At 71.2% G+C, this 22,251-nt stretch carries 22 protein-coding genes and 1 pseudogene; 11 read left to right on the forward strand and 12 right to left on the reverse strand.

Going from position 1 to position 22,251, the window contains the following annotated elements; translation table 11 throughout:
* Nucleotides 1-93 precede the first annotated feature (93 nt).
* On the forward strand, nt 94-1,092 hold the full coding sequence (locus tag OG440_RS09375) for a TAXI family TRAP transporter solute-binding subunit (protein WP_406006383.1): 999 nt from the start codon (nt 94-96) through the stop codon (nt 1,090-1,092).
* A 9-nt stretch (nt 1,093-1,101) separates the two neighbouring features.
* Here OG440_RS09375 and OG440_RS09380 read toward each other — a convergent pair whose 3' ends face one another.
* A complete protein-coding gene (locus tag OG440_RS09380; RefSeq protein WP_406006384.1) occupies nt 1,102-2,508 on the reverse strand; it encodes an ATP-binding protein in 1,407 nt (468 codons plus the stop codon).
* A gap of 12 nt (nt 2,509-2,520) precedes the next feature.
* Nucleotides 2,521-3,207 (reverse strand): response regulator transcription factor, encoded by a 687-nt coding sequence (locus tag OG440_RS09385; protein WP_406006385.1) that lies wholly within the window; start codon nt 3,205-3,207, stop codon nt 2,521-2,523.
* 314 nt (nt 3,208-3,521) lie between these two features.
* Between OG440_RS09385 and OG440_RS09390 the strand changes: the two genes are divergently transcribed.
* From OG440_RS09390 to OG440_RS09425, 8 genes are all read left to right on the forward strand, one after another.
* Nucleotides 3,522-4,298 (forward strand): amino acid ABC transporter ATP-binding protein, encoded by a 777-nt coding sequence (locus OG440_RS09390; RefSeq protein ID WP_406006386.1) that lies wholly within the window; start codon nt 3,522-3,524, stop codon nt 4,296-4,298.
* Between the two features lie 64 nt (nt 4,299-4,362).
* Nucleotides 4,363-5,223 (forward strand): glutamate ABC transporter substrate-binding protein, encoded by an 861-nt coding sequence (locus OG440_RS09395; RefSeq protein ID WP_406006387.1) that lies wholly within the window; start codon nt 4,363-4,365, stop codon nt 5,221-5,223.
* 112 nt (nt 5,224-5,335) lie between these two features.
* A complete protein-coding gene (locus OG440_RS09400; RefSeq protein ID WP_406006388.1) occupies nt 5,336-6,001 on the forward strand; it encodes an amino acid ABC transporter permease in 666 nt (221 codons plus the stop codon).
* Nucleotides 5,998-6,900: an amino acid ABC transporter permease gene (locus tag OG440_RS09405; RefSeq protein ID WP_406006389.1), complete on the forward strand. Its 903-nt coding sequence runs from the start codon at nt 5,998-6,000 to the stop codon at nt 6,898-6,900. The genes OG440_RS09400 and OG440_RS09405 overlap by 4 nt, the downstream gene beginning before the upstream one ends.
* A gap of 175 nt (nt 6,901-7,075) precedes the next feature.
* Nucleotides 7,076-8,707 (forward strand): FAD-dependent monooxygenase, encoded by a 1,632-nt coding sequence (locus OG440_RS09410; RefSeq protein WP_406011303.1) that lies wholly within the window; start codon nt 7,076-7,078, stop codon nt 8,705-8,707.
* A gap of 131 nt (nt 8,708-8,838) precedes the next feature.
* Nucleotides 8,839-8,910 carry a putative leader peptide gene (locus OG440_RS09415; RefSeq protein WP_309544753.1) on the forward strand — a complete coding sequence of 24 codons (72 nt, stop codon included), beginning with the start codon at nt 8,839-8,841 and terminating at the stop codon, nt 8,908-8,910.
* 102 nt (nt 8,911-9,012) lie between these two features.
* The gene (locus OG440_RS09420; RefSeq protein WP_406006390.1) at nt 9,013-9,543 is read left to right on the forward strand and encodes a cysteine dioxygenase; all 531 of its coding nucleotides are present in this window, start codon (nt 9,013-9,015) and stop codon (nt 9,541-9,543) included.
* Nucleotides 9,540-9,968 (forward strand): rhodanese-like domain-containing protein, encoded by a 429-nt coding sequence (locus tag OG440_RS09425; protein WP_406006391.1) that lies wholly within the window; start codon nt 9,540-9,542, stop codon nt 9,966-9,968. The genes OG440_RS09420 and OG440_RS09425 overlap by 4 nt, the downstream gene beginning before the upstream one ends.
* A 21-nt stretch (nt 9,969-9,989) precedes the next feature.
* Here the strand turns inward: OG440_RS09425 and OG440_RS09430 are convergent, their stop codons facing one another.
* From OG440_RS09430 to recA, 5 genes are all read right to left on the reverse strand, one after another.
* Nucleotides 9,990-10,967, reverse strand: a complete 978-nt coding sequence (locus OG440_RS09430) for a sugar ABC transporter substrate-binding protein (protein WP_406006392.1) — start codon at nt 10,965-10,967, stop codon at nt 9,990-9,992.
* A 270-nt stretch (nt 10,968-11,237) separates the two neighbouring features.
* Nucleotides 11,238-13,775, reverse strand: a complete 2,538-nt coding sequence (locus OG440_RS09435) for an FtsX-like permease family protein (protein WP_406006393.1) — start codon at nt 13,773-13,775, stop codon at nt 11,238-11,240.
* Nucleotides 13,772-14,497, reverse strand: a complete 726-nt coding sequence (locus OG440_RS09440; protein WP_406006394.1) for an ArsR/SmtB family transcription factor — start codon at nt 14,495-14,497, stop codon at nt 13,772-13,774. The genes OG440_RS09435 and OG440_RS09440 overlap by 4 nt, the downstream gene beginning before the upstream one ends.
* Before the next feature lie 123 nt (nt 14,498-14,620).
* Nucleotides 14,621-15,412, reverse strand: coding sequence for a recombination regulator RecX (gene recX / locus OG440_RS09445; RefSeq protein ID WP_406006395.1), 792 nt, complete (start codon nt 15,410-15,412; stop codon nt 14,621-14,623).
* Nucleotides 15,413-15,414: 2 nt separating this feature from the next.
* Nucleotides 15,415-16,545 (reverse strand): recombinase RecA, encoded by a 1,131-nt coding sequence (gene recA, locus OG440_RS09450; RefSeq protein ID WP_406006396.1) that lies wholly within the window; start codon nt 16,543-16,545, stop codon nt 15,415-15,417.
* A gap of 354 nt (nt 16,546-16,899) precedes the next feature.
* Between recA and OG440_RS09455 the strand changes: the two genes are divergently transcribed.
* On the forward strand, nt 16,900-17,742 hold the full coding sequence (locus OG440_RS09455) for a hypothetical protein (protein WP_406006397.1): 843 nt from the start codon (nt 16,900-16,902) through the stop codon (nt 17,740-17,742).
* 13 nt (nt 17,743-17,755) lie between these two features.
* Here OG440_RS09455 and OG440_RS09460 read toward each other — a convergent pair whose 3' ends face one another.
* The gene (locus OG440_RS09460) at nt 17,756-19,015 is read right to left on the reverse strand and encodes an AI-2E family transporter (protein WP_406006398.1); all 1,260 of its coding nucleotides are present in this window, start codon (nt 19,013-19,015) and stop codon (nt 17,756-17,758) included.
* 60 nt (nt 19,016-19,075) lie between these two features.
* Nucleotides 19,076-19,270: a DUF3046 domain-containing protein gene (locus tag OG440_RS09465; RefSeq protein WP_406006399.1), complete on the reverse strand. Its 195-nt coding sequence runs from the start codon at nt 19,268-19,270 to the stop codon at nt 19,076-19,078.
* 79 nt (nt 19,271-19,349) lie between these two features.
* On the opposite strand from OG440_RS09465, the gene OG440_RS09470 reads away from it, so the two are divergent.
* On the forward strand, nt 19,350-20,294 hold the full coding sequence (locus OG440_RS09470; RefSeq protein ID WP_406006400.1) for a hypothetical protein: 945 nt from the start codon (nt 19,350-19,352) through the stop codon (nt 20,292-20,294).
* 130 nt (nt 20,295-20,424) lie between these two features.
* On the opposite strand, the gene OG440_RS09475 is transcribed toward OG440_RS09470, so the two are convergent.
* The 3 genes and pseudogenes from OG440_RS09475 to OG440_RS09485 form a co-directional block, all read right to left on the reverse strand.
* Nucleotides 20,425-20,733, reverse strand: a complete 309-nt coding sequence (locus tag OG440_RS09475) for an AzlD domain-containing protein (RefSeq protein ID WP_406006401.1) — start codon at nt 20,731-20,733, stop codon at nt 20,425-20,427.
* On the reverse strand, nt 20,730-21,485 hold the full coding sequence (locus OG440_RS09480) for an AzlC family ABC transporter permease (protein ID WP_406006402.1): 756 nt from the start codon (nt 21,483-21,485) through the stop codon (nt 20,730-20,732). Before OG440_RS09480 ends, OG440_RS09475 begins: the two co-directional genes overlap by 4 nt.
* Nucleotides 21,386-22,144, reverse strand: a pseudogene (locus OG440_RS09485) (AraC family transcriptional regulator); the annotation flags it as partial. The pseudogene OG440_RS09485 and the gene OG440_RS09480, both read right to left, overlap by 100 nt.
* Nucleotides 22,145-22,251: the final 107 nt, after the last annotated feature.

The following is a 22,251-nucleotide window of genomic DNA, read 5'->3' on the forward strand; positions in this document are numbered from 1 at the left end:
ACTGTAACGACGGCCACCGACACTCCGGTCCGGAACCGGCCCGGCGGGCCCCGCCCTGGTCAGCACCTCGTGCCGACTGGCAGGATCGCGCCCATGTCCTCGTTGTTCTCCCGTGTCGGCAGGCGCCGTGCCCTCCAGGGCACGGCCGCCGCAGTCGTCGCCCTCGGGCTGTTGCTGTGGTGGCTGCTGCCCCTGGGCGAGGATCCGCCGAGCGGGTCGATCACCTTCAGTACGGGCACGACGAGCGGCGTCTACTACGAGTACGGCAGCCGCCTGCGCGCGGAGCTCGCCCGCGACATGCCCGACCTCGACGTGAAACTGTCGACCAGCAACGGATCGCAGGAGAACGTCGCGCGCGTGGCGACCGGGGAGGCCGACTTCACCATCGCCGCGGCCGACGCGGTGGAGACGTACGAGCGTCAGCATCCCGGCTCGGCCGCCCGGCTGCGCGGGGTGGCCCGGCTCTACGACGACTACGTCCAGCTCGTGGTGCCGCGCGACTCGGACGTCCGGTCCGTCGCGGATCTCCGAGGCCGAACCGTGGCGACCGGGCTGCCCCGCTCGGGCGTGCGGCTGATCGCCGAGCGGGTGCTCAAGGCGGCCGGCCTGGACCCGGCGAAGGACATCAGGGCCGTGTCGCGGGGCATCGACACCGGTCCCGAGGAGCTGAGGAAGGGCAAGATCGACGCCTTCTTCTGGTCCGGCGGGGTGCCGACGGCCGGGCTGGAGTCGCTGGCCGACACCTTCACCTTCCGGTTCGTGCCGATCCCGCCCGACCTCGTCGCCAAGATGCACGACCAGGACGACGCCACCGGGTTCTACCGGGCCGCGAACATGCCGGAGTCGGCCTACCCCACCATCCAGAACGGCTCCACCGTGCCCACGATCGCGGTGTCCAACCTGCTGATGACCCGTACGGACATGGCGCCCCGCCTGACCGAGTGGCTGACCCGGACGGTGATCAAGAGCCGGGACGGGATCGGCGCGCACGTGCACTCCGCGCAGCTGGTCGACCTGCGCACGGCCATCTACACCGACCCGCTGAAGCTGCACGAGGGCGCCCGGCGCTACTACCGCTCCGTCAAGCCGTAGGGCCCCTGGCTACGACGTCGGCGACCTAGGCACCGACACGGTCGCGGTCAGTCCGCCGGGCTCGTGACGGTCGTAGGAGAGGGAGCCGCCGCCCGCCGCGAGCAGGGCCTTGGAGATGGACAGGCCGAGCCCCGAACCCTTGATGTTCTGGTGTCGGCCGCTGCGCCAGAAACGGTCGCCCACGCGCGTGAGTTCCTCGTCGGTCAGCCCCGGACCGTTGTCCGTGACGACGACGGTGGACGTGTCGCCGTCGGCCGCGACCGTGACCGTGACGTCCTCCCCCTCCGGCGTGAACTTCACGGCGTTGTCGATCACGGCGTCCAGGGCGCTGGACAGCGTCACCGGGTCCGCCCAGGCCGTGGTGGGCGGGCAGTCGCCGACCAGCCGTACGCCCTTGGCCTCGGCCGTGGGCGCCCAGGCGGCGACGCGTTCCGCGGCCAGCGCGCCGATGTCGGTGACGCGCAGGTCGGCTTCGGCGTGCTCGGCCAGGGCCAGATCCAGCAGGTCGTCCAGGACCTGGGCCAGGCGCTTGCCCTCGTTCTGGACGGAAGCGATCTCCTCGTTGCCCTCCGGGAGTTCGTAACCGAGCAGTTCGATGCGCAGCAGCAGGGCGGCGAGCGGGTTGCGCAGTTGGTGCGAGGCGTCGGCGACGAAGGCGCGCTGCTGCTCCAGCACGTCCTCGACGTTGTCCGCCATCTCGTTGAATGCCCCGGCCAGCCGCCGGAGTTCCGGGGGCCCGCCGGCCACCGCGACCCGGGACTTCAGGCGGCCGCTGGCGATCTCGTGGGTGGTGGCGTCCAGGACCCGCACCGGCCGCAGCACCCAGCCGGTCAGCCGCAGGGCGGCGCCGATGGCCAGCAGCATCGCGGCGATCTCGCCCGCGCCGACCACCAGCCAGCCGTGCAGGATCCGCGACCGCATCGGCCCGGTGGGCGAGTCGGTGACGACGACGGCGACGACGTCACCGTCCCGGATGACCGGCGACGCCACGACGAGCCGGTTGCGCTGCCATGGCCACACCTGCCGGGGATCGTGGCTGCGACGGCTGAGCAGCGCCTCCTCGAAGGCCTCCCGCACCTCCCCCGTTTCGGGGAGGTACCAGTCCCTCGGGGCATGAGCCATGGGGGTGTCGGTGCCGTAGAAGACCCCGGCACGAATGCCGTAGACGTCGTAGTAGCTGTCGAGTTCCCGGCTGAGCGTGGCGCGTCGCTCGTTCGTGGCCGACGCGGAGTCGTTGACGCCCGACGAGGCGGTGACGAACTGGGCCAGCGCCGCGAACCGCGCGGTGTCGTCGATGCGGTCGACGACCACGCTCTGTTGCTGGGCGCCCGCCACACTGACGGCCAGCGGCACCCCGAGGGCCAGCAGCACGGCCGCCATCAGCACGATGAGCAGCGGCAGAAGACGAGTACGCAACAGCGGTCCCCGCTACGCGCCGGGCGCGACGAGCCGGTAGCCGACGCCGCGTACGGTCTCGATCAGCGCGGGCATGCGCAGCTTGGCGCGCAGCGAGGCCACGTGCACCTCGAGGGTGCGCCCGGTCCCCTCCCAGCTGGTGCGCCACACCTCGCTGATGATCTGTTCCCGGCGGAAGACGACGCCGGGACGCTGGGCGAGCAGCGCCAGGAGGTCGAACTCCTTGCGGGTCAGTTGGACGACCGAACCGTCCACCGTGACGCGCCGGGTGGGCAGCTCGATGTGTACGGAGCCCAGGCGCAGCGCGTCCTCCCCGCCGCCCTCCGCGTCCTCGTGGACGGTGCGGCGGCTGACGGCGTGGATGCGGGCGAGCAGCTCCCCGGTGTCGTACGGCTTCACCACGTAGTCGTCGGCGCCCAGGTTGAGACCGTGGATGCGGGAGCGGACGTCGGAGCGGGCGGTCACCATGATCACCGGCGTGGCGGTGCGCTTGCGGATCTTGCCGCAGACCTCGTATCCGTCCTGGTCGGGGAGGCCGAGGTCGAGCAGGACGACCCCGAAGCCGGCGCCCTCCGGGACGAGCGCCTGGAGCGCCTCCTCGCCACTGCGCGCGTGGGTGACGTCGAAACCGTGCCGCTTCAGGACCGCGGACAGCGCGGCGGCGACGTGGTTGTCGTCCTCGACGAGCAGCAGTCTCATGCCGGCCTCCTCCGGTTCATCGTGCATACGGTCTGACCCACTACAACAGGTGTTCGGTTCTCCGGTCGGAAGAACGCGGCCACGCGCGTGTGTGCATCATGGCAGTCACGCTGATGGACGAGGACGCCGTCAAGGGGGTTCCGGTTGCGTCGGGCTTCCGTTATCCGCCCGATACGGCCCCAGGTCACAAGTGCTACGACACGTGTCCGATTGCTATCGGATCGTGATGCTCAGATTCCCCTCAGATGTAATGACGCTGGTCGCGGCAGGTCACTACTGTCCTCCGAAACCGAGGAGGACGGAGCACCAGAGCGATGACCGAAGTATCGGTGACCAAGGAAGACGCGGTCGCGAGCGGTGAACTGGTCGTCCTGAGGAGCGTCAACAAGCACTTCGGCGCGTTGCACGTTCTCCAGGACATCGACCTCACGATCCACCGCGGCGAGGTCGTCGTGGTCATCGGACCCTCCGGGTCCGGTAAGTCGACGCTGTGCCGCACCATCAACCGCCTGGAGACGATCGACGAGGGCGCGATCACCATCGACGGGAAGCCGCTGCCCCAGGAGGGCGCGGCACTGGCCCGGTTGCGCGCCGACGTCGGCATGGTGTTCCAGTCGTTCAACCTGTTCGCGCACAAGACCGTGCTCGAGAACGTGATGCTCGGCCAGATCAAGGTCCGCAAGGCCGACAAGAAGAAGGCCGAGGAGAAGGCGCGCACCCTCCTCGACCGGGTCGGTGTGGGCTCCCAGGCCGACAAGTACCCGGCACAGCTCTCGGGCGGTCAGCAGCAGCGTGTCGCCATCGCGCGGGCGCTGGCGATGGACCCGAAGGTCATGCTCTTCGACGAGCCGACGTCGGCTCTGGACCCCGAGATGATCAACGAGGTCCTCGAAGTCATGCAGCAGCTGGCCAGGGACGGCATGACGATGATCGTCGTCACCCATGAGATGGGTTTCGCACGATCGGCTGCAAACCGCGTGGTGTTCATGGCGGACGGACGCATCGTCGAAGAGGCTGCGCCCGACCAGTTCTTCAGCAATCCGCGCAGCGACCGTGCCAAGGACTTCCTGTCGAAGATCCTGCACCACTGACCTGCATCACTGACGGAACCCACACCGCACGCAGTACTTCACCACTCTTCTAAGGAAGTCCCTCATGAAGCTTCGCAAGGTCACCGCCGCCTCCGCGGTAGCCCTCGTCCTCGCCCTGACCGCGACCGCGTGCGGCGGCGACGACAACAAGGACGACAGCGGCAGCAGCAGCTCCAGCGGCGGCGGCGGCAAGATCAAGGTCGGCATCAAGTACGACCAGCCCGGCCTCGGTCTGAAGAAGCCCGACGGGTCCTTCGCCGGCTTCGACGTGGACGTCGCGACCTACGTCGCCAAGCAGCTCGGCTACGAGCCCGACCAGATCGAGTTCGTCGAGACCAAGAGCGCGGACCGCGAGAACGCCCTCGCGCGCGGTGACGTGAAGTTCATCGCGGCCACCTACTCGATCAACGACGAGCGCAAGAAGAAGGTCGACTTCGCCGGCCCGTACCTGCTGGCCCACCAGGACCTGCTGGTCAAGTCGGACTCGAAGATCGCCAAGGGTGACGACCTCAACGGCAAGAACCTGTGTTCCGTGACCGGTTCGACCTCGGCGCAGAACGTGCAGAAGTCGATCGCCCCCAAGGCGAACCTCAAGGAGGTGAGCTCCTACTCGGAGTGCATCGCCGGCCTCCAGAACGGCTCCGTGGACGCGGTCACCACCGACGACTCGATCCTCGCCGGCTTCGCCTCGCAGGACCAGTACAAGGGCAAGTTCAAGCTCGCCGGCCTGAAGCTCAGCAACGAGAACTACGGCGTCGGCGTCAAGAAGGGCGACACCGCGACCGTCGACAAGATCAACGCCGCCCTGGAGAAGATGGTCAGCGACGGCTCCTGGCAGAAGGCGGTCGACGCGAACTTCGGCCCGGCGGGCTACAAGAACGAGGCCGCCCCGAAGATCGGCGTCATCGTCCCGAACGCCTCGTAACCCACGGCTCAGCCGAGCGGGGTATTTCGCGGTGCGCCGCCGTCCGTCGCGATCACGGCGGCGGCGCGCCCCGCCCTCCACATACGTCACCCACCCGGAAGCGCGGGAGATCGTGTTCGACTTTCTTGAAGGCTACGACGTCCTAGGGGCGTTCTGGATGACGGTGAAACTCACCGCCCTCTCCGCCGTGGGCTCCCTGATCTGGGGCACTCTGCTGGCCGGGATGCGGGTCAGCCCGGTCCCGCTGATGCGCGGGTTCGCCACCGCCTACGTCAACATCGTCCGGAACATCCCCCTGACGGTCATCATCCTCTTCAGCTCGCTCGGCCTCGCCGACGTCTTCGGTATGACCCTGGGCGCCGAGGACTTCAAGGTCCAGGGCTTCCGGCTCGCCGTGCTCAGTCTGATCGCCTACACCGCCGCCTTCGTGTGCGAGGCGATCCGCTCCGGCATCAACACGGTGCCCATGGGACAGGCGGAGGCCGCCCGGGCCATCGGTCTGAGCTTCACCCAGACACTGACGCTCATCGTGCTCCCGCAGGCCTTCCGTTCGGTCATCGGACCGCTGGCCAACGTCCTGATCGCCCTGACCAAGAACACCACGGTGGCGGCCGCCATCGGCGTCGCCGAAGCGGCCTACCTGATGAAGACGATGATCGAGAACGAGGCGCAGACACTGCTCATCGGCGCGGTCTTCGCGTTCGGGTTCGTGGTACTGACCCTGCCGACCGGCCTCATCCTGGGCTGGCTCAGCAAGCGACTGGCGGTGAAGCGATGAGCTCGGTCCTCTACGACACTCCCGGACCCCGCGCCAGGCGGCGCAACGTCCTCTTCTCGGTGGTCTTCTTCGTCCTCCTCGCCCTGTTCGTGTGGTGGGTGTGGCAGAAGATGGAGGACAAGGACCAGCTCACCTCCGCGCTGTGGAAACCGTTCACCGAGTCCGAGGCCTGGACGACGTATCTGCTGCCCGGCCTCGAGAACACGCTCAAAGCAGCCGCGCTCTCCATGGTGATCGCCCTTCCGCTCGGCGCGGTCTTCGGTATCGCCCGCCTGTCCGACCATCGGTGGGTGCGGGCCGTGTCCGGCACGGTGGTCGAGTTCTTCCGGTCGATCCCGGTGCTGCTGCTGATGCTGTTCGCCAACGAGTTCTACGCCCGCTCCACGGACGTCACCAGCGAGGACAGGCCCCTCTACGCCGTCGTCACCGGCCTGGTGCTCTACAACGCCTCGGTCCTCGCCGAGGTCGTCCGGGCCGGCATCCTCTCCCTGCCCAAGGGACAGACCGAGGCCGCGTACGCGATCGGTCTGCGCAAGGGCCAGACGATGAACAGCATCCTGCTTCCGCAGGCGGTCACAGCGATGCTCCCGGCGATCGTCAGCCAGCTGGTGGTCATCGTGAAGGACACCGCGCTCGGCGGCGTGATGCTCGGGTTCCCCGAGCTGCTCAACTCCCGCGGCACGCTGGCGGCCAACTACGCCAACGTGATCCCGAGCTTCATCGTCGTCGCGATCATGTTCATCGTGCTGAACTTCATTCTCACCAGCTTCGCGAGCTGGCTGGAGAGCTACCTGCGGCGCAGCAAGCGCAGTACCGGCGCGGTCCTGGGCGTCGACAAGGTGGACGACCTGAACGCGGCCGAGGTCGGCGGCGGCTTCGGAAGCGGCGCGTCCGCCTGACGCCCGCTCACGTGGTGTGACCTGTACGGAGGCAGTGGCGCGCGCGCCGCTGCCTCCGTCACTTGACGCAAGCAGCGGCAATGGGTTGCATACGTTCTGTGATCGTGCACCCTGCTCCTACCTCTTGTTCCCTTACGTCCCTGAGGACACCGTCGTGGGCAGGGGGCGGCACGCCGTGGACCCGGTGATCATCGTCGGAGCTGGGCCGGTGGGGCTCACGCTCGCCTTGGCGCTGGCCCGCCAGCAGGTGCCTTCCGTGGTTCTCGACGAAGGCCCCGGCAAGGACGAGCCGCGGCTCGCGCGCACCGTCGTCCTGCGGGAGGACACCGCCGCGCTCGTCGAGCGGCTGACCGGAACGTCCCTCGACGGGGCCGGCGTCCACTGGGCCGGATGGCGGTCGATGCGGCGCAAGCAGGTGACCCGCGAGGTCCGGTTCGACGACGCGACCGATCCCGCCCCCCTGCACATCGCCCAGCACGTCCTGACGGGCACCCTGCGCGCCGCCGCCGCGGGTCAGCGGCTGGTGAGCATCTCCGCGGACAGCCGCCTCGACGGCATCGAGCAGGAACCTTCAGGCGTCACGGCCCACACCCGCGGCCCCCAGGGCACCTGGTGGCGTGGCAGCCACCTGGTCGGCTGCGACGGCCCGCGCTCCACGGTCCGCAAACTCCTCGACATCCGCTTTCCCGGCCGCACCGCGGTGGAACGACACGCCGTGGCCGCGCTGCGCACGGAACTTCCGTGGCCCGACGAGGCGTTGCTCCATCGGACACCGCCGTGGCGGGTGACCGGCCCCTCCGCCGGGGAAGTCACCGGACGCCCGCTGCCGGACGGCGTCTGGCGCCTGGACTGGCTGCTGCCGCCCGGCAAGGACCTCGTCACGCCCGAGCTGCTCGTGGCACGTATCCGCGAGACCCTGGCGGGCTGGAGCGGCGGTTCCACGCCCCCCTACGAGCTGCTCGACACCGGCGTCCACACCGTGCACCACCGGCTGGCCCGCCGCTGGCGCGTGGGGCGGGTCTTCGTCGCCGGGGACGCCGCGCACCTGCTCGGCGCACTCGGCACCCAGGGCCTCGACGAGGGCCTGCGGGACGCCGACAACCTGGCCTGGAAGCTGGCCCTGGCCTGGCACCACGGGTCGCACGAGGCGTTGCTCGACAGCTACCAGGCGGAGCGGCGCGCGGCCGTCGCCGCCCGGCTGCGCGCCGCCGACCAGGCACTGCCCCTGCTGCGCGGCGGCGCGGGCATAAGGGCGTACGTGCCCGGCACGGCCCGCGGTCACGACGTGCTGCTCACCGACGGCCACCTCGGCCGCGGTCCGCTGGGCGCGCCGGGCACCTACGACGGCTCGCCGCTCGCACCCCGGCACCTGGAGGCGGAGACGCCGGTGGACACGCCTGTGGGCGCGCCCGTCGAGGACGTCCGTGTGACCGCGGAGGACGGCTCGTTCGTCCGGCTGCGGGACCGCCTGGGGCGCGGCGCCCTGCTCGTCCTGCTGATCGCGCCCGGCACCGGCGTGTGGGAGCGCAGGCACTGGGTGGGCGCCGGGATCATGCCCCGGCTCGCCGCCGCGGTGACGGCCCTGCCGAGCCCGGCCGAGCTGCTGGTGGCCGAGAGCTATCCGGGCGCGGCCGCGCACACCGTTCTGCTGATCCGGCCCGACGGCCATCTGGTCACCGCGCTCAGCGGAGTACGCGCGGCCGACCTGTACGCGGCGGCGGAGGCGACGGTGGGCGGGCCTTCGGGTTCACGGCAAACGTCCGCCGAAGCGGGAGCGGGAGCCACGGCGGGCTCAGCGGCCAAGTGACGGTACGGGGCGCCGTGGCGGGCGCCCGTCCGTACGACCTGCACCGGCTGTGACCGTGCGGTCCACATCGTGACAGTGAGTTGACCGGGGTACACCGGCGTGGTGTACTCCGGATCGTGACCGACACCGATGTGCGCCTGTGGCGGAGGGTCCATATGGACCTCGTCCGCTATGCGGGCTGCGTGTGTCGCCCGTCCTGCTGAATTCGCCTTCGCATCCTCTTCCCCACCGGCGCGCGCCGCCGATGCGCACCTCGCCTCGTGCGCGGCCGCGCGCTCCCCGCGAACGTTCTCAGGACGGTATCCGTGTCTGTCTCTCCTTCCGTATCCACTGCCGCGGTCGCCGCGCCCACCCAGGCCGACCTCCTCGACTTCGTCCGGCGCACGGCCGCCGACGCCGAGCTGATCGCCTCGCTCCCCCTCGACCCGGAAGGCCGCACCTGGGTGCGCCTGGAGGGTCCCGGCGGCAGCGAGGCGTGGCTGATCGGCTGGCCGCCCGGCACCGGCACCGGCTGGCACGACCACGCCGACTCGGTCGGCGCCTTCCTTACCGCGCGGGGCGAGCTGAAGGAGTACTCGCTCGCCGCGCGGCTGCCCACCGACGGCTGGAAGACCCTCGAGCTGACGGAAGGCGTGGACCGGGAGCGCACACTGACCGCCGGCCGCGGCCGCTCCTTCGGACACCACCACGTCCACGAGGTCCTGAACCTGTCCACCGAGGAACACGCCGTCTCCGTCCACGCCTACTACCCCCCGCTGCCGCGCATCCGCCGCTACAGCCGTACGGGACACGTCCTGCGGCTGGAGCAGGTCGAGCGCCCGGAGGACTGGCAGTGAGCGCCCCGGACGCACCTCGGGAAGGGCGCCCGGCGGGCGAACGGCCGCCGGGCGTGGACGAGCTGCTCGAGCGGGTGCGGGCGCGGTACGCGCGCGTGGAGGCACGGGAGGCGTACGAGGCCGCCCGCGCGGGCGAGGCGCTGCTCATCGACATCCGGTACGCGGCGCTGCGCGAGCGGGACGGCCTCATCCCGGGCGCCCTGGTCGTCGAGCGCAACGAACTCGAGTGGCGGCTCGACCCGCAGGGCAGTCATCGCCTGCCCGAGGCCACGAGTCATGACGTGCGGGCGGTCGTGATCTGCAACGAGGGCTACGCGTCGAGCCTCGCCGCCGCGTCCCTGCACCAGCTGGGGCTGCACCGGGCCACCGACCTCGTCGGCGGCTTTCAGGCGTGGCGGGCGGCGGGGCTCCCGGTGACGTCGTAGCGGTCCGGCGGCGCGCCGGGCTCAGTCCTGCGGCGGGCAGTACAGCGGGGCCGTGTCCGCGTTGTCCTTGGTGACCAGACGGACGGGCGTCTTTTCGATCCTGTCGGCCCGGTCGTCCTTGCGGAGCAGGGAGATGACGTTCTGTACCGCCAGTTCGCCGGTGTCCGCGGCCGAGTTGGAGACGGTGGCGGCGAGGCTGCCGGCCTTGAGTGCGGCCAGCGCCTCGTCGGTACCGTTCACCGTCACGATCCTCACGTCCTCGGCACCGGCCGCGTCGAAGGCCTTGCGGGCGGCGAACGCCATCTCCTCGTTGGCCACGAACGCGTAGTCCAGGCCGGGAATCTCCTTGATCATGTCCGCGGCGACCGTCCGCGCCTTGGCGGGGTCGTACATGCCGGGCTTGCTCGCGACGACCGCGGCGGTGTCCGGCAGCCGCTCGGTGAAGGCTTCGGTCAGCAGGTCGGAGGCGGCACCGGGGGCTCCCGCGATCACGCCGACGCTCACCTCGCGGCCGGCGGAGTCCCGCTCGATCCACTCGGCGTCGAGCTCTCCGACCTCCTTCAGATCGACCACGACGGCCCCCAGGAGGTCGGACGTGTCGTCAGGGGCGACCGAGGTGAGGAAGATCGGCACGCCGGCCGCCTTCGCCTTGGCGATGTCCCTCTTGAGGGCGTTGACGTCGACGGTCTGCACGACCAGCGCGTCCACCTTGCGGGCGATCATGTCCTCGATGTTGGAGGCCTCTGTATCACCGTTCTGGCGCGAGTTGGCCGTGACGAGCCGGACGCTGTTGTTGCGGGCCGTCCGCTCGACGGACTCCTGAAGGCACGTATGGAACTCGGTGGTACCGCCGTTGACGAAGCCCAGCGTGATCCGGCCTGTGACCGCTCCCGCGGGTGCCGTGGCCTGCGTCGGCCACATCCCACAGCCGGTGACGAGCAGGCCGGCGCCGAGGACCGAGACGACGAGCGGTCTTCGGGAGCGGGTGGGCACGGGCATGGCAAGGCCGCCTTTCGAGGTGCGGGAGACAACCCCCTGGGAGGAGAGGGGAGTTCACGGGCGGCAGCAGACGGTACCGGCAGGCCGGACGAACTCACCCTTCTGGGAGCGCAAGGTAATCGTGCGCTCCCTGGGGGTCTCGACGATCACCCTTCCCGGAGTGGAAGGGTGATCGTCGAAGACCCCTCCCGGGGTGGAAGGGTGATCGTCGAAGACCCCTCCCGGGGTGGAAGGTGACCGTCACTCACTTCTCGCCGACGCCACCGTCACTCACTCCTTCGCCGTCGCCACCGTCACCGCGCGCGCCCTAAGCGCCACGCGTCCCGGCACGGCGGTGGCGACCAGGGCGAGCAGTCCGGCCCCGGCGACCACCGTGGCGTACACGAGCGGGACGACCGCCGGGGCCGCTCGTCCGGTCATGCCGATACTGAACGCGGTCAGGACCGCCACGGCGATGGCACTGCCGAGGACGACGGCGAGGAGCAGGACCGACAAGGCCTCGGTGCGCAGCATGCGCAGCACCTGACGACGGGTCGCCCCGGCGAGGCGCAACAGCGCGAACTCCCGCACCCGCTCGGCGACCGACATGGCGAGCGTGTTGACCACGGCGATGGCCGTGAACGCCAGCACGAGTCCCATGGCCAGCAGGTTGACCTCGGTGTTCGCCTGCTGCCGTTCGGCTCGCAGCGAGTCGGCCACCGCCGGAGAAATCACCCTGAGCCCCGGGAACTCACGCAACGTAGTCGCGAGTTGTCTCTGTGTACGGGGCGTGCTGACGAGCAGGGAGGAGGCGAGAGGGTTGTCGATGTGGCGGGCGACCAGGTCGTGCGCGAAGGTGAGGTCTCCGAAGCCGAGACCCCGGGCGTAGACGGCGGCGACGGTGAGTGTGGCGGGCGTGCCGTCGCCGAGCGTGAGTTTCAGGGTGCGTCCAGGCGCCAGGTGGAGTTGGTCCGCGGCCAGTTCACTGATGGCGACGGTGTGCTCGGTGAGCCCGTCGAGGGAGCCGGCGGTCACATCCGGGTCCCAGGTACGGCTGACGGCGGCCGGAGTGACGCCCTGGGCCGCGTACTTGTCGAGACCGACCCGGACGGTCGTACGGACCACTTCGGTGACGACATCGTGGTGCGTACGCAGTTGCCGTGCCGCCTCGGCGGGCACACCGGGGCCCTGGGAGACGACGACCCAGTCGGCGCGCACGCCCTCGCGCACCTGGGCGCGGGCCGCGTCGCCGAGGGTGGGCTGGACGAACAGCACCGTGCAGGTCATGCCGATCAGCAGGGTGAGAGGGGTGACGACGGCGGCCATCCGGACCGCGTTTCCGTGCAGGTTGGCGGTGGCGAGCCTGCCGCCGGGGCCGGTCAGCCGCAGGGGACCGGCGAGAAGAAAAGCGGCCGCTCTGACCAGGAGCGGCCCGAGCAGGGCGACGGAGGTGGACAGTACGACGACGGCGAGGAAGGTCACGGGCGTCGACGCGGGCTCGGTGCGCAGGGAGCCGAGCAGGGAGACGAGGACGGCCCCGGCCGCGAGCGACAGCAGACCGGCGAGGAGGCGCCCCCAGGCCGGCCGGGTGCGCTCGGTGCGGGCCTCGGCCAGCGCCTCGGCCGGGCGGATGCGGGCGACGCGGCGGGAGGCGATCCGCGCTGAGGCCCAGGCGCCGAACAGGGTCGCGACGACCGCGGCGAGCGGAGGGGGGAAACTCACGGTGTGCTGAAGCGTGGCGGGTACGGCGCCGAGGGCGACGAACCTGTCGTGCAGCAGGCCACCCAGGGGAAGCCCCAGGAGTGCTCCGGCCGTGCCGGCGGCGAGCGCGACGATCAGGGCTTCGCGCCCGAGGAGGCGGCGGATCTGCCCGGAGGTGGCGCCGACGGCACGCAGCAGGGCGAGTTCGCGGTGGCGCTGCTGGACGGAGAGCGTGAAGGTCCCGACGACCACCAGGACCGCCACGAGCAGCGAGGTGCCGCCCATCGCGCCACCCATGCTGACCAGCTTGACCCGGGCCGCGGCCGCGTCCAGGAACTCGACGGTCCCCCGGTCGTCACCGCTACCGACCTGGGCTCCGGTGCCGTGCAGCGCCGTGGCCACGGCCTCGCGGAGCCGGCTCGGCTCGACGCCGGCCTTCGGCAGCACGCCGAACGCGGTGACCTGCCCGGGGTGTGCGGCGAGACGGCGGGCCTCGCCGGTGGAGAAGAAGAGGGCGCTCTGGTGGCGTACGGCTGTGCCGGGTGCGGCGATGCCGGAGACGCGGTAGGTGCGCGGGGCCTGCGTCGACTGGACGGTGAGCCGGGCGCCGGGGGCCAGGCGGGCGCGCGCGGCGAGGTCTCGGTCGACGACCACGTCGGTGGCCGCCGCGGGAGGGGTGCCCGCGGTGAGCCGGTACGGCGTCAGCGCGGCGGAGTCCCAGGCGTGTCCGTATGCGGGCCTGTCGTCGGAGACCGGGGTGACGGCGGGGGTCAACGGCTCGGCGAGGAAGGTGAGTTCGGGGATGACCCGGGCGACGCCGGGTGTGACGGCGAGCCTGTGTTCGAGGCCGGCCGGGAGCCAGGCGCGTTCGGCGATGGGTTTGGCCTTGTGCTTGACCTTGGTCTTGCCCTTCTTGTGCTTGACGGTGGTCTGGTGGACGTTCTGGTCGGCGGAGACCACGACCGGGGCCGCGGCATAGCGCTCGGTGCGGATGGTGCCTCGCAGCCCGGTCTCCAGGAGAGTGCCGCATGCGCTGATCAGGGCGGCCGCGCACAGCAGTGCGAGGAAGGCGCCCAGGAAGCCCGCTTTGCGGGCACGGACGGTTCTCAGGGCATAGCGCAGCATCATGAGGGATCGGCCTCTCTCGCGTCGCTGACGGAGGGGGTGACGAAGGGGTCGGGCGCGGGAGAGGCGGCGGGAAAGGCGAGAAAGCGGGTGAGCAGCGTGCGCGCGCCCGTGGGGGTCGCCGACTCGGGTCGCTTGTAGCGGTTGAGGAGGGCGATGTACTCCTCGAAGAATTCCCGTAGTTCGGGCAGGGTGAGCCGGATGGTGCCGCGCGAGTAGGGGAACGCGTCCGCCCACGGGTCGTCGTCCTCCGCGTCCCGTTGGAGCCGCTCGAAGAGGTCCAGATCGGCGGCGTAGGCATGGTGGTTCAGCTCGTCCATGACCAGCCGCATCTCGGGACTCTGACGGCTGCGCGGCGGGAACCGCCGGTCCCCGGGGACCGCCCGCCACCAGCGCTCCCGATGCGCGGACGGCTCCGCGCGCCTCGCCGCGGCCGGGTTCTCGCCCCGGTGCGCGGACTTCTCCGCGTCCGTCTCCTCGACGAAGCCGTACCTGGCCAGCTCACGCAGGTGGTAGCTGGTGGACCCGGTGTTCAGGCCGAGGGCGCGCGCAAGGGTCGCCGAGGTGGCCGGGCCGTGCAGGGTGAGGTGTTCGAGCATGCGCTGCCGTCGCGGCTGGGCGAGCGCCCTGAGCGCGGCGACGTCGCCGAGTTCGACGGGAGCCGCGGAGGCGTGTTCCGCGTCCGGGGGCTCGTGGGCACGGGTTCCTGGGGCATGCGTACACACTCGCCTGTGCACAGACCTGTGTGCACTGCGGTGGTCCGGCGTCCTCAGTGGGGGGTTATCCCCACCCCACCGTGGGAGAACGCCTTGCTGCGCTGGAGGAACGCCCTGTTCGGCGCCCCTCGTTCAGAACGCCTCGCCGTCCAGGAACTCCGTGTCCTGGCCCTCCGTCTCCAGTGCCTGCCGGACCACCCGCAGGGCCATGCCCTCGGGATAACCCTTGCGCGCGAGCATTCCGGCGAGGCGGCGCAGCCGCTTGTCGCGGTCGAGGCCGCGGGTCGAGCGCAGCTTGCGGGCGACAAGCTCGCGCGCCGTCTCCTCTTCCTGATCGGAGTCGAGCTGGGCGACGGCCTCTTCGATCAGCTCCGCATCGACCCCCTTGGTGCGCAGCTCCTGGGCGAGCGCCCGCCGGGCCAGTCCCCGGCCGTGGTGCCGGGACTCCACCCAGGCCTCCGCGAAGGCGCCGTCGTTGATCAGTCCGACCTCCTCGAACCGCGAGAGCACCTCCTCCGCCACGTCGTCCGGGATCTCCCGTTTGCGCAGGGCGTCGGCGAGTTGCTTCCGGGTGCGCGGGGTCCCGGTGAGCAGGCGCAGGCAGATCGCCCGTGCCCGCTCAGCCGGGTCCCCTGAAGGCTCCCCCCTCTCGGCCCTCGACGAGGAAGAGGCGCCTCCGTCCTCGGTGGGCGCTTCCCCGAAGCCGCGTCGGCGGCCCCCACGCCCGGCGCGTGGACCTCCGTCGCGACCGCGCCGCGCCCGTCCGCCACGGGGCCGGCCGTCGCCGTCCGTCCCCTCATCGCGCTGTGAGCCGTTGTCCGGCCGGTCCTCGCCGGCCTGGGCGGGGCCGCCGTCGGCCCCGCCCACCGTCCCCCGGGGGGTGTCGGGGGAGACGTACTCGGCCCAGTCCGTTCGTCGCGTCACGGTCAGCTCTTGGCAGCCGTGGCCTTGGTCTTGGCGGTCTTGGCCGCGGCGGCCGGAACCGCCTTGGCGGCGTCGTCCGCGGGCGTGCCCGCGGTAGCCGCGGTGACCGCGCCCGGCTCGGCGGCGGGCTCCTCGGGACGCACGCCGACGCCCAGCTTCTCCTTGATCTTCCTCTCGATCTCGTTGGCGAGGTCGGGGTTGTCCTTCAGGAAGTTACGGGCGTTCTCCTTGCCCTGTCCCAGCTGGTCGCCCTCGTACGTGTACCAGGCGCCGGCCTTGCGGACGAAGCCGTTCTCCACGCCCATGTCGATCAGACCGCCCTCGCGGCTGATGCCCTGGCCGTAGAGGATGTCGAACTCGGCCTGCTTGAAGGGCGGCGCGACCTTGTTCTTGACGACCTTGACGCGGGTGCGGTTGCCGACCGCGTCCGTGCCGTCCTTCAGGGTCTCGATGCGGCGGATGTCGAGGCGCACCGACGCGTAGAACTTCAGCGCCCGGCCACCGGTCGTGGTCTCCGGGGAGCCGAACATCACGCCGATCTTCTCGCGGAGCTGGTTGATGAAGATCGCGGTGGTCTTGGACTGGTTGAGCGCGCTGGTGATCTTCCGCAGGGCCTGGCTCATCAGACGGGCCTGGAGACCGACGTGGCTGTCACCCATCTCGCCCTCGATCTCGGCTCGCGGGACGAGCGCGGCGACGGAGTCGATGACGATGAGGTCGAGGGCGCCGGAGCGGACCAGCATGTCCACGATCTCGAGGGCCTGCTCGCCGTTGTCCGGCTGCGAGAGGATCAGGTTGTCGATGTCGACGCCGAGCTTCTTCGCGTACTCGGGGTCGAGGGCGTGCTCCGCGTCCACGAAGGCGACCTGTCCGCCGGCCTTCTGCGCGTTCGCCACGGCGTGCAGCGTCAGTGTCGTCTTACCGGAGGACTCCGGACCGTACACCTCCACCACGCGGCCGCGCGGCAGCCCGCCGACGCCGAGAGCGACGTCGAGTGCGGTCGACCCGGTGGGGATGACCTCGATGGGCTCGTTCGGTCGCTCGCCGAGACGCATCACGGCGCCCTTGCCGAACTGCCGTTCAATCTGTGCGAGTGCGGCATCCAGTGCCTTCTCGCGGTCGGTTCCTGCCATGGGTTCCACCCGGTTTGCTTGAGTCGATCGCTTCACGTCAAAGACGCTAACGCCTGCCACTGACAATGCGCCCCGACGCCGGTCCGGCCTGTGGATAACTCGGGTGCTTCTCCATCCGAAACAGGACAGAACACCCGACCAGCGTCTCACCGGAACCTCAATGAGAACGGATGTTCGATTTTCGTGTCAAGCGCACCACGCGGCACTTCCGAGGCTACGTTCACCCGCCGCCCACACCCCCCGATCGGCTCACACGCCCCTTCGTCCGCTCGCTCCCGGCTACTTCCCCGGGCGTACACCGGGTGTCTCCGGCAGGACGACGACGGCGTACGACGCGACCGGGAGGCTCGGTGCATGCACCGGCAGAAGACCGCGCCCTCGCGCGGTGAAGGCGACACCGGGTACCCGGTCCCTCACCCGCACCCCCCGGACAGTCGGCACCACCCGTACCTCCGGTACCCCCGATACCCGAGATATCGCCTCTACGAGGCGACGGCGCTCCTGCTGATCCTCTCCGGGCTCGTCCACCTCGTGGTGTTCGCCGTCGACGGCGGCCCCTGGAACGGGCCGGTCTCCTGGCGCAAGCCGGTGACCTTCGGGATCTCCTTCGGAGTGACGCTCCTCGCGGTCGTCCGGGTCACTTCGTACGTGCGGGTCGGGCCACGGCTGCGCGCCGCGCTGCTCGGGGTGTTCACCGCCGACTGTGTCGTGGAGGTGGCGGGCATCACCCTCCAGGCGTGGCGCGGGGTGCCCTCGCACCTGGACATGGAGACGCCCCTCGACACGGGCGTGTCCATGACGCTGGCGGTCGGCGGCGGGGTCCTCGTGGTGCTGCTCACCGCGTTCGCCGTGGCGTCCTTCCGGCACCGGCCGACGGGGCCGGCCGGGATGGCCCTCGCGGTGCGCTCCGGTTTCGCGATCCTGCTCGTCGCGCTCGCCTCGGGGGCGGCGATGATCGCGCGCGGTGTCGTGCTCACCCGCACGGGACACCAGGAGGCGGCGTATCACTCGACGGCCTCGCTCAAGCCCCTGCACGGGGTGAGTCTGCACGCCGTCCTGGTGCTGCCGGCGCTGGCCTGGCTGCTGTCCCGCACGCCCTGGAGCGAGGCCGCGCGCCACCGGATCGTGTCCGCGGCGGTGGGGTGCTACGCGGTCGCGGTCGCCGCGGCCGGAGTGTGGGCGGTCCTCGGGTACTGACTGCCGCTCCGCGTCAGCCGGACTCGTCCGGCGCGCCGTCCTGCCGGTGCCGCGCCCGCCCCCACAGCCGCCGCGCGCGCGTGAGCGGTCCCGGCCCGCCCCCGTGTCCCCGGTGTCCGTGGACGCGGGGGTCGTCCGTGACGGCGTAACGCTTCACGTAGGCGCCCAGGAACGCCTGGAGCGTCGCGACCGCCGGGATGGCGACCAGCGCGCCGACGGCGCCGAGGAGGGCGGTACCCGCGATGACCGAGCCGAAGGCGACGGCAGGGTGGATGTCGACGGTCTTCGAGGTCAGCTTGGGCTGCAGCATGTAGTTCTCGAACTGCTGGTAGACCACGACGAAGATGAGCACCCACAGGGCGTACAGGGGCGAGACGGTGAAGGCGATCAGCATGGGCAGGGCGCCCGCGAGATAGGTGCCGATGGTGGGGATGAACTGCGAGACCACACCCACCCAGACGGCGAGCACGGGCGCGTACGGGATGCCGAGCGCCTCGAGCAGGACGTAGTGCGCGACGCCGGAGATCAACGCCATCAGTCCGCGCGAGTACAGATAGCCGCCGGTCTTGTCGACGGCGATCTCCCACGCCCGCAGCACCTCGGCCTGCCGTGCGGGCGGCAGCACGGAGCACAGCCCGCGGCGCAGGCGCGGCCCGTCGGCGGCGAAGTAGAACGAGAACAGGGCGATGGTCAGCAGCCGGAAGAGACCGCCGAGGACCTGCGTGGAGACGTCCAGCACCCCGGCGGCACTGTTCTGGGCGTACTTCTTCAGCCACTCGGAGTGGAGCAGGCCCTCCTGGATGTCCACGCGCCTGAGCTCGGTGTGGAACGTGGTGTTGATCCAGTTGATCACCGAGTCGAGGTACTCCGGGAAGCCCTCGATCATCTTGATGATCTGACCCGCGAGCATCGAACCGAGCAGCGTGAAGAAGCCCGCGGCCACGATCAGCAGGCCGAAGAAGACCAGGAAGGTGGCCAGCCCCCTGCGCATCCCGCGGGCCGACAGCCGGCTGACCGCCGGTTCTATGGCGAGGGCCAGGAAGAACGCGATCAGGATGTTGAGCAGTAGACCGATGAGCTGATGGAAAGCCCAGAGGCCCAGCTGGAACACACCGATGAGAGCGAGCGCGAGCACCATGGCGCGCGGAAGCCAGCGCGGCATGCGCGCACCCTGCTCGGCGCCGCCGTCGGCCGGGGGCGGTCCGGTGGGCGGCGTCGCGCCGAGCGGGGATGCGTGCCGGGCGGTCTGCCCGGTCTCGTCAGTGGGTGCCACGGGGCAAGTCTCGCCTACGGCACCGACAATCGGAGAACCGCCTGCGCTCATCTCGTGGGATCAGCGCATCTCCTGGGGAACGTTCATCACCGTGCACACCACCCGCCACACGTCCTTGGCCTCCCAGCCGTTCGCCAGCGCTCCGTGCACCGTGCGTCCGCCGAGTTCCGCCATCACGTGATCGCGCGCGAACGTCTCGGCGTACCCCGCGCCGAAGTGCTCGTCCATTCGCTGCCAGAAGACCGTCAACCGCATGACACCAGTATCCCGCGCGAGGGGGTGGCCCTCGCCGGGACCGCCTGCGGAGACCGCTTTCCGCCCTACGGTCTGACGCATGGCCGAATCCGGAGCATCCCCACTCCCCCCGACGCCCCCGGCGCGCTCCCCGCTCTTCCGCGCCGAGCACTTCGTATGGCTCACCGCGCGCGTGCTGGAGCAGCACCTCTTCGCACACGACTTCCTGCACGGAGGCGCAGACCCCGTCGAGACCGCCCTCGACGCCTACCGCAACGAGGACGGCGGATACGGCCACGCGCTGGAGCCCGACCTGCGGGGCCCGGTGAGCCAGCCCCTGCACACCGTGCGGGCCCTGCGGGTCCTGGACTCCGTCGGACGCCTCGGCGGCCGGCGCGTGGAGCGGGTGTGCGGCTATCTGACCTCGGTCTCGACCGTCGACGGCGCGCTGCCGGCGATCCATCCGAGCCAGCGCGGATACCCGGCGGCCCCCTTCATCCCGATCGTGGACGACCCGCCCAGCGAGCTCCTCTCCACCGGGCCGATCGTGGGCCTGCTGCACCGCAACGACGTCTGGCACGCGTGGCTGTTCCGGGCCACGGACTTCTGCTGGCAGGCGGTGGACTCCCTGGAACGGTCCCACCCGTACGAGATCCAGGCCGCCGTGGCCTTCCTGGACTCCGCGACCGACCGCCCGCGCGCGGAGGCGGCCGCCGACCGGCTGGGCCGCCTGGTACGCGAGCACCGGCTCGCCGCGCTGGACCCGGACCACCTGGACGCGTATCCGGTCGCACCCGGTTACGCCCCCGGCGAGCACCACTTCCCGTACGACTTCGCGCGGACACCGCATTCCCTCGCGCGGGCGTGGTTCACCGACGACGAGATGGCGCGCTCCCTGGACCACCTCGCCGACGATCAGCAGCAGGACGGCGGCTGGCCCGTGCGGTGGCGCCGCTGGGCACCCGGCACCGCCCTGGAGGCACGCCCCATGGTGACGATCGAGGCCCTGCGCACCCTCAGGGCCTACGGCCGCCCCATCGGCTGACCCGCGCGCCGTCGCCTGGTCCGCCGCGCCATCGGCCGCTCCCGCCCTGCCATGGGCTGCCCCGCACTGCCATGGCATCCCTCCGCGCCGCCGACAGCCGGCCCTCACCTGGACCGGCCTCCTTCGTCCCTCACCCGCCCAGGGCCCGCACCCCGGCCGTCACCACCACGGCGGCCCCGACGACCAGCAGGAAGGGAGCCCGCAGGATGAGGGCGACGACGGCCGCGGCGAGCCCCGCGGCCCTCGCGTCGAGCACGAGCGCGTGCCCGTCGGCGAAGGTCTGCTGGGCGGTGAGGGCGGCGAGCAGGGCGACGGGGAGCAGGGCGGCGCACCGCCTGACGAGGGGACGTTCGAGAAGGCCCGCGGGGACGAGCAGTCCGGCGAGCTTGACGGCGTAGCAGCCCAGAGCGGTCGCGCCGATCGCGATCCATATGTTCACCGCTCCTCCTCCCCCGTGCCGACCCCACCGGCCGCCCGGGCGGCCTGCCGCCGCCCCTCCAGATAGAGGACGACCGGCACGGCGAGCGCGGCCGTCAGCACGGGCACTCCGGCGGGCAGCACGGGCAGCAGGCCCAGCCCCAGCAGCGCCGCGAGCCCGGCTACGGCCCGCTCGGCGGTGGTCTTCAGCATCGGCGCGAGCAGCGCCAGGAAGACGGCGGGCCCTGCCGCGTCGAGCCCCCACGCGTCCGTGTCCCCGATGGCCTCGGCGCCCAGGGCGCCGAGCAGCGTGGTGAGGTTCCACAGCACGTACAGGGTCAGCCCGGTGACACCGAAGCCGATGCGCGCGGCACGCCGCCCGGACTGGGCGAGCGAGACCGCCGCCGTCTCGTCGATCACCCACTGGGCGGCGAACGGGCGCACCGCGCGCGGTAGCGCCAGCGACTGCGACAGACGCAGACCGTAGAAGGCGTTGCGTACGCCCAGGAAGAAGGCGCCCGCGGCCGCCGTCAGGGGATTGCCGCCCGCCGCCAGCGCCCCGACGAGCGCGAACTGGGACGCTCCCGTGAAGACGAGAAGGCTGAGCGCGCAGGTCTGCCACACCGTGAGTCCGCTGCCCGCCGAGGTCACCCCGAAGGCGAACCCGGAGAGTCCTACGGCGATCCCGACCCCGAGTGCGTCCCGTACGACGGCGGCGTCCGGCCGTCCCCCGCCGTCGGCTCGTCTGTCCGTGAGAGCTGTCTGTTCTGCCACGCCCACGAGGGTAGGAGCAGACCTGCGGCCGGGTCTTGTACGTTCTTGCGCTCGCGCTGGTACGCCCCGGGAGGGACCCCGACGATCCGGGCGAAATGGCGGTTGAGGTGCGGCTGGTCGGCGAATCCCACGGCGACGGCCGCCTCCGCCGGTGCGGTCCCCGCGTCCAGCAGCCGCCGCGCCCGCCGCACGCGGGCATCGGTCAGCCAGGCATGGGGCGGCAGTCCGTACGCGTCCCGGAAGGCCCGCAGCAGTGCGAACGAGCTGGTTCCGAGACCCGCGGCCAGTTCCTCCAGCGCCGGCGGATCGGCCAACCGCTCCTCCAGCACGCCACGCGCGCGTGCGGCGATCCGTGCCCCTGCCGACCGCACCTCCCGCTGCGGCAGCGGTCCGCCGTTGAGCCGCAGCAGCCGCGTCACGGCCACCCGCAGCAGGGTGTCGGCGGCCAGCGCGTTGCCCTCCTCGGCGGCTCGGAGCACCTGATGGACCAGCCCGACGGCGTACGTGTCGTCCAGCACGGGACTGACGAATCCCGGGGTGCCCCGAAGGGTCGTGGTCTCGGCCGCGATCTCGGCCACCACGTCGGGCGACGGATACACCGCTCCGTACCGCCAGCCCTCCGGCACCCCCGCCCGCCCGGTGTGCGGGGTGTCCGGATTACCGGACCACCGCACCGGGCCGACGGCCCACCGCCTCCGCTACGGCGCCCCACCACCCCCGCCGCCTCCGCGCCCCGCCCCGCCGCCCTCTGCCGCTTCCGTGCCCC

It is taken from the genome of Streptomyces sp. NBC_00637 (genome assembly GCF_045161545.1).
Lineage (GTDB): Bacteria > Actinomycetota > Actinomycetes > Streptomycetales > Streptomycetaceae > Streptomyces.